This is a genomic window from Saccharopolyspora sp., assembly GCF_017434145.1.
Taxonomy (GTDB): domain Bacteria; phylum Actinomycetota; class Actinomycetes; order Mycobacteriales; family Pseudonocardiaceae; genus Saccharopolyspora_C; species Saccharopolyspora_C galaxeae.
This window is the reverse complement of record NZ_JAFRFW010000007.1, coordinates 1-8,794: the sequence shown is the minus strand read 5'-3', so window position 1 is coordinate 8,794 and position 8,794 is coordinate 1. Positions and strand designations below refer to the sequence as shown.

General features: G+C 71.0%; 7 protein-coding genes. 2 read left to right on the top strand and 5 right to left on the bottom strand.

The window, feature by feature from the left end; all coding sequences use genetic code 11:
- The 4 genes from IJH84_RS00175 to uvrB form a co-directional block, all read right to left on the bottom strand.
- Positions 1-582: FAD-dependent monooxygenase (locus IJH84_RS00175; RefSeq protein WP_295138706.1), on the bottom strand; the 582-nt coding region annotated here is incomplete at its 3' end.
- A 76-nt stretch (positions 583-658) separates the two neighbouring features.
- Entirely contained in the window at positions 659-2,110 is a 1,452-nt protein-coding gene (locus tag IJH84_RS00170; RefSeq protein ID WP_295138703.1) for a hypothetical protein, read from the bottom strand.
- An 84-nt stretch (positions 2,111-2,194) separates the two neighbouring features.
- On the bottom strand, positions 2,195-4,201 hold the full coding sequence (locus IJH84_RS00165) for an AAA family ATPase (RefSeq protein ID WP_200072019.1): 2,007 nt from the start codon (positions 4,199-4,201) through the stop codon (positions 2,195-2,197).
- A gap of 288 nt (positions 4,202-4,489) precedes the next feature.
- Positions 4,490-6,646 (bottom strand): excinuclease ABC subunit UvrB, encoded by a 2,157-nt coding sequence (gene uvrB, locus IJH84_RS00160; protein ID WP_295138697.1) that lies wholly within the window; start codon positions 6,644-6,646, stop codon positions 4,490-4,492.
- A 91-nt stretch (positions 6,647-6,737) separates the two neighbouring features.
- On the opposite strand from uvrB, the gene IJH84_RS00155 reads away from it, so the two are divergent.
- Positions 6,738-7,301: a DUF402 domain-containing protein gene (locus tag IJH84_RS00155; RefSeq protein WP_200072018.1), complete on the top strand. Its 564-nt coding sequence runs from the start codon at positions 6,738-6,740 to the stop codon at positions 7,299-7,301.
- A 139-nt stretch (positions 7,302-7,440) separates the two neighbouring features.
- A complete protein-coding gene (locus tag IJH84_RS00150) occupies positions 7,441-7,947 on the top strand; it encodes a hypothetical protein (protein WP_200072017.1) in 507 nt (168 codons plus the stop codon).
- Positions 7,948-7,957: 10 nt separating this feature from the next.
- Here IJH84_RS00150 and coaE read toward each other — a convergent pair.
- Positions 7,958-8,794: dephospho-CoA kinase (gene coaE, locus IJH84_RS00145; RefSeq protein WP_295138690.1), on the bottom strand; the 837-nt coding region annotated here is incomplete at its 5' end.

Genomic DNA, 8,794 nt, shown 5'->3' with positions numbered 1-8,794 from the left:
GTAACCGAAGTTCACCGCGCTCCCGGTGATCATCTCGATGCGCCCCGGCTCGTGCGGCACTTCCGCGCCGGTCCCGTAGAAGACTTGCTGCCCCACGTAACGCGGCGGACCCGGATCGATCTGCGCCCGCACGGCGGAGTTCAGCCTGTCCGCGCCGAGCAGCAGATCCCCGTGCACCTCCCGTCCGTCGGCCAGCCGCACCGAAACCCCGTCGCCGTCCTGCGAAGCGGCGGCGAACCGAGCGTCGTGCTCCACCCGAAGCCCGCGCCGCAGCATCTCGGCCCGCAGTTCCGCGACCAGCTCGGCCCGCCGCAGACACAGGTGACCGTCCAGCGCCGACACCGCGCGTTCCGCTCCGTCGGCGCTGAGGAAACGTGCCGTCTCCAGCCGGAATCCGGCCGTCGGCGAAACCCCGAGCTGATGCAGCGCCCGCATTCCGTTGCCCGCCAGCACGAGGAACGCCCCGGCGTCGGCCGCGTCCTGCGGCGCCGCTTCGAGCACCCGGACGCCGATCCCGGCCGCATCCAACGCCAGCGCCGCGGCCGCACCCGCGACGCCACCTCCGACTACAACGGCCTCCACGGCGACTCCCCCAAGGCGATCAGCGACGTCGCGAGCCACGGTAGCGGCCCGCCGTCCCCGCCTGCCGAAGCGGTGATCAGTTCGCCGAGACGGGCCTGCGCTGCCCCTCGGAGACCTCCACGACGTGGACCGGGTGGTTCCGCGGCTCCCCGGTCTCGGCGTCGAACCAGAACAGCCCGCCCGCGCCGGTCACCTCGTTGTCCGGCCCGAGCTGGCGGAGGCTGTTCAGCACGCTGCGCGACGACGGCGGCGCGCCGGTGAGCTTGCCGCCCGTGGCGTTGGTGATGGCCGTACCCGCCGCGAGCATCGCGTCGTACTCCATGATCGCCCAACCGTTGGCCAGGTCGGCTTTCGGGAAGTCGCGGAGGAACGATCCCTCGAACTCCCGGTAGTTCTGCCCGAGCGGGTCGGGCGAGGCGCGCAACGCGTCCGGGTCGGCCAGCGCCGCGTAGACCACCTTGACGCCCTCCGGCACCTCGGCCGGGCGCAGGCCGGCCGCGTCGGAGCCGGTGACCACGGTGAGACCGCTGCCGCACTCGAGTTCGCTCACCCGGTCCAGGAAGTCCGGCAGCAGCGAAGCGCGCCCGCCGTAGAGCAGCCCGCCGCGACCGCACACCTGCCGGGCCACCAGATTCAGCTGGTTGCGGATCGACCCGGGGTCCGAGTCGCCGCCGAACACCACCGGCGGCCCCTGCTGAACCTTCCCCGTGAACGCATCCCGCAGCGAGTTCGCCAGACCGTAGGTGTAGAAGTCCGCGCGGTTGGCGTCCCGCACCAGCGCGTACTCCCCGCCGGGCTGCGCCGCGTCGAGGTATTCGTCCAGCTTCTGCGCCTCCGCTCCGTTGCTCGGGCTCGCCCGGAACAGCCCCTCGATCCGGCCGCCGCCGGACACGGTGGAATCCACGCCCTCCACCTGCCCGGTCGCGTCGAGGCCGTTGGCGGTGAGCACCGCGCCCACCATCGGCAGATCCGCGCGGTCCAGCGCCCGCGCGCCCTGCAACGTCTCGACCACGCTCACCCCGAGTCCGGTCACCGCGACGAGCGGGTGCCGATCGTCCTTCATCCGCACCAGCTGCCCGGTCACCGCTTGCCAGCCCTGTTCACCGGAGCCCTCGTTGGCCAGCACGACGCGCAGCGCCGGGCCGCTCCTGGCCGCGTTCAGGTGTTCCTGCGCCTTGGCGGCGCCTTCGGCCAGCGCCGCCACCTGGTCCTGCGAGGCCGGGCTGAATTCCTGGTCGGGGCGCGGCACGGGAATCAGCACCGCGACCGTGACCGCCGAACGATCCGGATCGCCCGTCGCCAAGGCGTTCTGCTCGCCGATCAGGTCGACGGCATCCCGGAGCCGCTCGTTGCCGAACGTGGAGGAGTCGGAGATTCCGATGCACCGCTCCACGTGCTCGTGATCGACCTGGTCAGGATCGACCCACCAGCCGCTGCCGCAATGCACCCGGGCGGCCAGCGCCCACCCGCGCGCGTACCAGCCGATCCCCGCGGCCAGGACCAGCACCACCACCGCGGCCGCAGCCACGATTCGGCGGTTCCGCCGTCTGCGGGTCTCCGTCCGCGGCTGCGGCGGAGTGAATCCGTCGTGCGCCATCAGCTTCCCCCTGATTCACCGGTATCGGTCCGCTTCCGCGCGGAACGCCTCCAGGCCCTCCCCGGAACGGGGTGCGATCTGGTCCAGGTCGGCGGCGATCTCGCCGCGCAACTCGCGACCCGGCACCAGCAGCGGGTCCGCGGCCGTCCACACCGCCACCACCAGGCGGGCCACGGCCGCCAACAGCGCACCGGGATGGGAGTCGGACCCGTTCGCCGCATCGGCCCACCTGGTCAGCTCGCGCACCCTCCCGACCGGCGAGCCGCCCGGTTCGAGCTCGTTCGGCGCCGCGCAGACCGCGTGCAGCCGGCGCAGCCACTCGTGCGCGTCGACCTCCTTCAGCAACGCGGTCATCCGCTCCGCGACCGGCCGCACCTCGCCTGCCGCCAGCCGGTGGTGCAGCGCGCCGACCTCGTCGCCGTGGTTCTCGCAGTACCGGCGCAGCCAGCCGTGCACCGACGACCAGTCCGCGGCGTCCGCTTCGGTGCGCGCAGCGAGCCGCCGCAGCAGCAGGGTGCGCTGAACCCGCGGCATGGTGCGGTGAGCAGCCGCGTCGACGCTGCTCCACAGCGCCGCGCTGAAGACCTCCTGCTGCCGGTTCTGCACCTCCGGCGCCAGCGCGCTCTGGTTGACCAGCTGCAGCGCCTGCTCCAGATCGCGGGCCGCGGATGTGGTGATCAGCGCGGCGGCCGCTTCCTCGGAACCGGCGAGCAGCTCGGCCAGCAGCAGCTCCTCCAGCGGTACCGGTTCCTCCCGGGATGACGGGCGGACCGGGCAGGGCAGCAGCGAGCCCAGCTGCGCCTCCGCGAGCCCCTGCTCGGCCAGGGCGTCCAGCACCCGCCGGGTGGACAGCGCGTGCCCGCCGGTGAACCGGTGCACCGCCGCGGTGACCTGCCGCTGCCGCACCTTCGGCCCGAGCGCGGCGACCATGTTCCCCACCGCGCCTTGCGAGAGGTCGTCGAGCCGCACCGAATACCGGCTCGGCGCCCGCACTCCCCCGCGCACCGCGTCGGCGTAGCAGGCCGACTCGATCGAGGCGACCGCGGCACCGGGACCGCGCGCGGACAGGTCCGTGCGGCTGGTCGCCACCACGGTGAGCGGGTCGGGCTCGATGCCGTGCGCTCGCCGCTCACGGGCTCCGGTGAGCCCGTCCAGCAGCGCCAGCCCGGCAGGCGTGTCCACGTTGTCCAGCAGCACCGTGCAATTGAGCGTGCGGGCCTCGGCCCGCCGTCCGCGGGCGAAGCCCTCCCGCAGGTCCGCCAGGAACGCCGCCCACAGCAGCTCGCCGACCTCGTCACCGCCCTCGGCGGCGGGCTCGTGCGCTTTGTGGTTGAGGTCGACCAGCACGTCGATCGGGCGCAGGCTCAACCCGCGGTCCTGCTCGCCGTACCAGTCCCGGCCCACCGCGGGATTCCCGCGGCTGCTGCGGACGGAGTTCACCGCGGACACGATCCAACCGGGCAGTCGCTGCGCGACGGTCTGGACGGGTGCGTCCTGCAGGCCCGGCACCGTGGTCAGCAGTTCTCCGGCCAGCTCGCCCAGGTAGTCGGGCGGGTCCGGGATCCGCGAATAGGTCCGCAGCGCCTCGTCGATCTGATTGCGGGCCTTCTCCCACTGCGCGACCTCGATCTGCGGCTCCAGCGCCAGCTGCCCGGTGATGAGCCGCGCGAACTCCACCGCGCCGTAGCGCGGGCACGGCCTGCTGAGCTGGAAGGCCAGCGCGGCCAGCACCTGCGGCATCCTGGCCGCTCCGCGCTCCTCGCCGTCCGGGTGGTCGCGCTCGAGCCGCGCGCAGTCCAGCCGGGCGAACGGAATCCGCTCGCGGCACCGGTTCGCGAGATCCGCGAGCAATGCGGTCTTCCCGCTGCCCCGCGCGCCGGTGAACACCAGCACCGGCACCCGCCTGCTCGCAGGCCGACCGTCGTGCTCCGGACGCTCCAGCATCTCCCGGACGAGGGCGATCTCCCGATCCCTGCCGTGCAACGGCACCTGCGTGGCGTAGCGCTCAGCATCCCGAGCCATACCCACCCCCTGCGGTAGCACCGAATTCCGGGTCCACCGATTCCCCAGAAACCGACCCGGCGGAAGAAGAAGTGGGAGCGTACTGACCGCGCAAAACCGCGGTCAACGATTAATCAGCAGAAAGAACCGTTCGGCCCAGCGGCTTGTTGAAATAGCCATCGCGGACTGCGGCATTAGTGGGACGGACGGGAATATGCCGCGGTTGTCCGGCCGGATCACACGTAACGCGAAAGGCCGCTGCACCCTAGAACCGCGCGGCGGACGCCCGTGGCCTTCGCCGCGCCGACCTCACTGGATCCCGGCGGCGTCCATGCCGCGCAGTTCCTTCTTCAGGTCCTGGATCTCGTCGCGCAACCGAGCCGCCAGCTCGAATTGCAACTCGCGGGCCGCGTTCATCATCTGGTCGTTGAGCTGCTGCACCAGATCCGCCAGCTCGGCGCGCGGCATCGAGCTGGTGTCCTTGCCCTCCAGCACACCGGAGGTCGCCACCGACTCCCCGCTGGGCTTCTTGCCGCGGGAGGCGTTGCGCCCGGAACCGCCGACCGAGACCGACTCCTCGGTGTCCTCGGATTCGGTGTAGACCCGGTCCAGGATGTCGGCGATCTTCTTGCGCAGCGGTTGCGGATCGATGCCGTGCTCGTCGTTGTAGGCGATCTGCTTGGCGCGGCGGCGGTTCGTCTCGTCGATGGCGTGCTGCATCGAGTCGGTCATCGTGTCCGCGTACATGTGCACCTGGCCGGAGACGTTGCGCGCCGCGCGCCCGATCGTCTGCACCAGCGAGGTGCCGGAGCGCAGGAAGCCCTCCTTGTCCGCGTCGAGGATCGACACCAGCGACACCTCCGGCAGGTCCAGCCCCTCCCGCAGCAGGTTGATGCCCACCAGCACGTCGAACTCGCCGAGCCGCAGCTGCCGCAGCAGCTCCACCCGCCGCAGCGTGTCCACCTCGGAGTGCAGGTAGCGCACCCGCACCCCCAGCTCCAGGAAGTAGTCCGTGAGGTCCTCGGCCATCTTCTTGGTCAGCGTGGTCACCAGCACCCGCTCGTCGCGCTCGGCGCGTTCGCGGATCTCGCCGACCAGGTCGTCGATCTGGCCCTCGGTCGGTTTCACCACGACCTCCGGATCGACCAGCCCGGTCGGGCGGATGACCTGCTCGACGAACTCGCCGCCCGCGCGGCCCATCTCGTACGGGCCCGGGGTCGCCGACAGGTACACCGTCTGCCCGATCCGGTCGGCGAACTCCTCCCAGGTCAGCGGCCGGTTGTCCATCGCGCTGGGCAGCCGGAAACCGTGCTCGACCAGCGTGCGCTTGCGGGACATGTCGCCTTCGTACATCCCGCCGATCTGCGGCACCGTCTGGTGCGACTCGTCGATGACCAGCATGAAGTCGTCCGGGAAGTAGTCCAGCAGCGTGGCGGGCGCCGTCCCGGCGTCGCGGCCGTCGATGTGCCGCGAGTAGTTCTCGATGCCGGAGCAGAACCCGACCTGGCGCATCATTTCCACGTCGTACTGGGTGCGCATCCGCAGCCGCTGCGCCTCCAGCAGCTTGTTCTGCTTCTCCAGCTTGCCCAGCTGCTCCTCGAGCTCGGACTCGATGCCGCAGATCGCCTTTTCCATCCGCTCCGGCCCGGCCACGTAGTGCGTGGCGGGGAAGATCCGCAGGTCGTCCACCTCGCGCACGATCTCGCCGGTCAGCGGGTGCAGGTAATAGAGCCGCTCGATCTCGTCGCCGAAGAACTCGATGCGCACCGCCAGCTCCTCGTAGGCCGGGATCACCTCGACGGTGTCCCCGCGCACCCGGAACGTCCCGCGGGCGAAGGAGATGTCGTTGCGGGTGTACTGCACGTCCACCAGCGCGCGCAGCAGCAGGTCCCGGTCGATCTCACCGCCGGTCTCCAGCTGGATCGAGCGGTCCAGGTACGACTGCGGCGTGCCCAGGCCGTAGATGCACGACACCGAGGACACGACCACGCAGTCCCGCCTGCTGAGCAGGTTCGAGGTCGCCGAGTGCCGCAACCGCTCCACGTCCTCGTTGATCGAGGAGTCCTTCTCGATGTAGGTGTCGGTCTGCGGGACGTAGGCTTCCGGCTGGTAGTAGTCGTAGTAGCTGACGAAGTACTCGACCGCGTTGTCCGGGAAGAACTCCCGCATCTCGTTGGCCATCTGCGCCGCGAGGGTCTTGTTCGGCTCCAGCACCAGCGTGGGCCGCTGCAGCCGTTCGACCAGCCAGGCCGTGGTGGCCGACTTGCCGGTGCCGGTCGCGCCGAGCAGCACCACGTTGGCCTCGCTGGCGCGGATCCGCCGTTCCAGCGCGTCGATCGCCTCCGGCTGGTCGCCCGACGGGTCGTAGTCGCTGACCATCCGGAAGCTGCCGCCGCTGCGCGGAATGTCCCCCACCGGGCGGTGGGTCGTGTCCGCCGGTGTCGGGTACTCAGTCGCGAATGCCACGTGTCCGAGGGTACGAGCCCCCACCGACACGACGCCCGGACCCGATGTTCACCCCTCCCGTGAGAGGCGTCTCGCGACTTATGGTTGCCACGTGACCACGCAACGCGAGATCGCGGAAAACCTCGGGCTGCCGGTGCACCCGCCGAAGGTCGAGCTGTTCGACCTGGTGCGGGGCACCAACACCGACCCCAAGCAGATCGTTCGTCACGTGGCCGAATACCGGGTGGAGCCGTTCGGGCTCTACCTCGCCCGGCCGGTCCCCGACCACCCGAAGCTGCGGGCGCTGGAATCCTGGCTGCTGCCGGACCACCGCCTGCGGATCACCCGCTGGAACTTCCTGCCCGGCCAATCGAACGGCTGGGACTTCTACGTCGACGTCGCAGCCATCGAACCGGGCCCGGACCACTGGCGCACCGTCGACCACTACCTGGACGTGCAGGTCGCGGAGGGCCGGACCGCGGAGCTGCTGGACGTGGACGAGTACCTGCTCGCGGTGCGGGCGGAACTGCTCGACGAGCGGACCGCGGAGCACGCGATGCGCGCGGCGTGCGCGGCGATGGACGGGCTGGCCCGGTACGGCTACCGGCTCGCCGACTGGCTCCGCTCCGAAGGCGTCGCGCTGAGCTGGCGCGGGCAGCCGTCGCAAGGAACCTGATTTCGGCCGATCGCACTACCGCTGAACCGGTGATCATCGCGCGGGCGGCCGAATCGGTACCCGGCGAACGCGCGAAAGTTATGTTAAAGAACGGTACTGAGGATCACATCGGCGCGAATCGACGTTACTGTCTGAGGCCGTGGGTACCGCAGTCACTCCTCAGTTGGTCGACGTGATCGACCTGTTCAGTGCGCAACGTTCCCATTCCTCCGGTTCCAGCGTCCCGCTGAATCGCTGCCAAGTGGAGCCGTGGGGCTTGTCGGTGGAGTGCGCGACGCCGGCGGACCCGGTGCACGAGGGCGAGGTGAGCTGGCTGCTGCCGGACCACGGCCTGCGGCTCACGCGGCGCCGCGCCCGGCACTGGACCACCCGGCGCGAGCCCAGCACGATCACCGCCGCGCTGATCGAGCACGACACGCGCTCGTGGGTCACCACGGACCTGCTGCTCGGGCTGCAGGTGCCGGACCACGGTTCGGCCCGCATCGTGCATGCCGAGGAGTTCGCCACCGCGGTCTCGGCGGGCATGATCCGGCTCAACCAGGCCGATTATGCGCTGCACACGGTGTACCGGCTCTTCGTCGAGCTGAGCAGGCACCGGGACGTCAGCCGGTGGCTCGCGCACCTCGGGATCTTCGACCTTTGGTGAGCCGCGCCGGTCAGTCCGGTGCCACCCAGCCGACGCGCGAGGCCCATTCCTGCGCGCTCGGCAAGGCTTCGACGAACCACGGTTCCTTCGCCGCCGCGTAGCGCTCGTGATCCGGGTCTTCGGCGAACCGCTGGGCCAGCTCCCGCTTGACCCTCGAGTAGTCCGCCCGAGCCGCCTCGTCGTCCCGCAACCAGTCGCGGAACAGCAGCGCGACCCGCTGCCCCGGGGATCCCTGGACCCGCAGGTGCAGGTTCACCGGGGAGCCCGGGTCCGCCGCGTTGTGGTAGCGCTTGAGCCACTGGTCCGGGTCGGGGGCGAACGGGTGCGGGTGGTCCCGCCGGATCCCGTCGTCGAGCGGGAATCCCGCCTCCCCCAAGGCTTCCGCGATGGCGTCGGCGTCGTCCAGCGACCGGACGGTCAGCTGCAGATCGATGACGTCCTTCGCGGGAAGCCCGGGGACCGCGGTCGAACCGATGTGGTCGACCCGCACCGCGTTGTCCCCTGCCGCCTGCCGGATCCGGGCACCGAGCCGACGCGCGGTCCGCGGCCACTCCGGGTCCGGCTCAACGATCCGCGGCGGCCGTTGCGGGGCGCGCCGCCCCGCGCGCACGTTCTGCTCGAAGGGAACCAGCCGCTGCGACCACAACCGGTCCACCTCGGCCACCAGGTCCTGCACCGGCCCGGAGTTGTCCAGCCACACGTCGGCCGCCTCGCGGCGTTGCTCGTCGGTCGCCTGCGAGCGGATCCGCGCCCGCGCGTCCTCGACGTCCAAGCCCCGGTCGACCAACCGCCGCACCCGGTCCTGTTCGGGAGCGTCCACGATGAGCACGAGGTGGTAGTTCGGCGC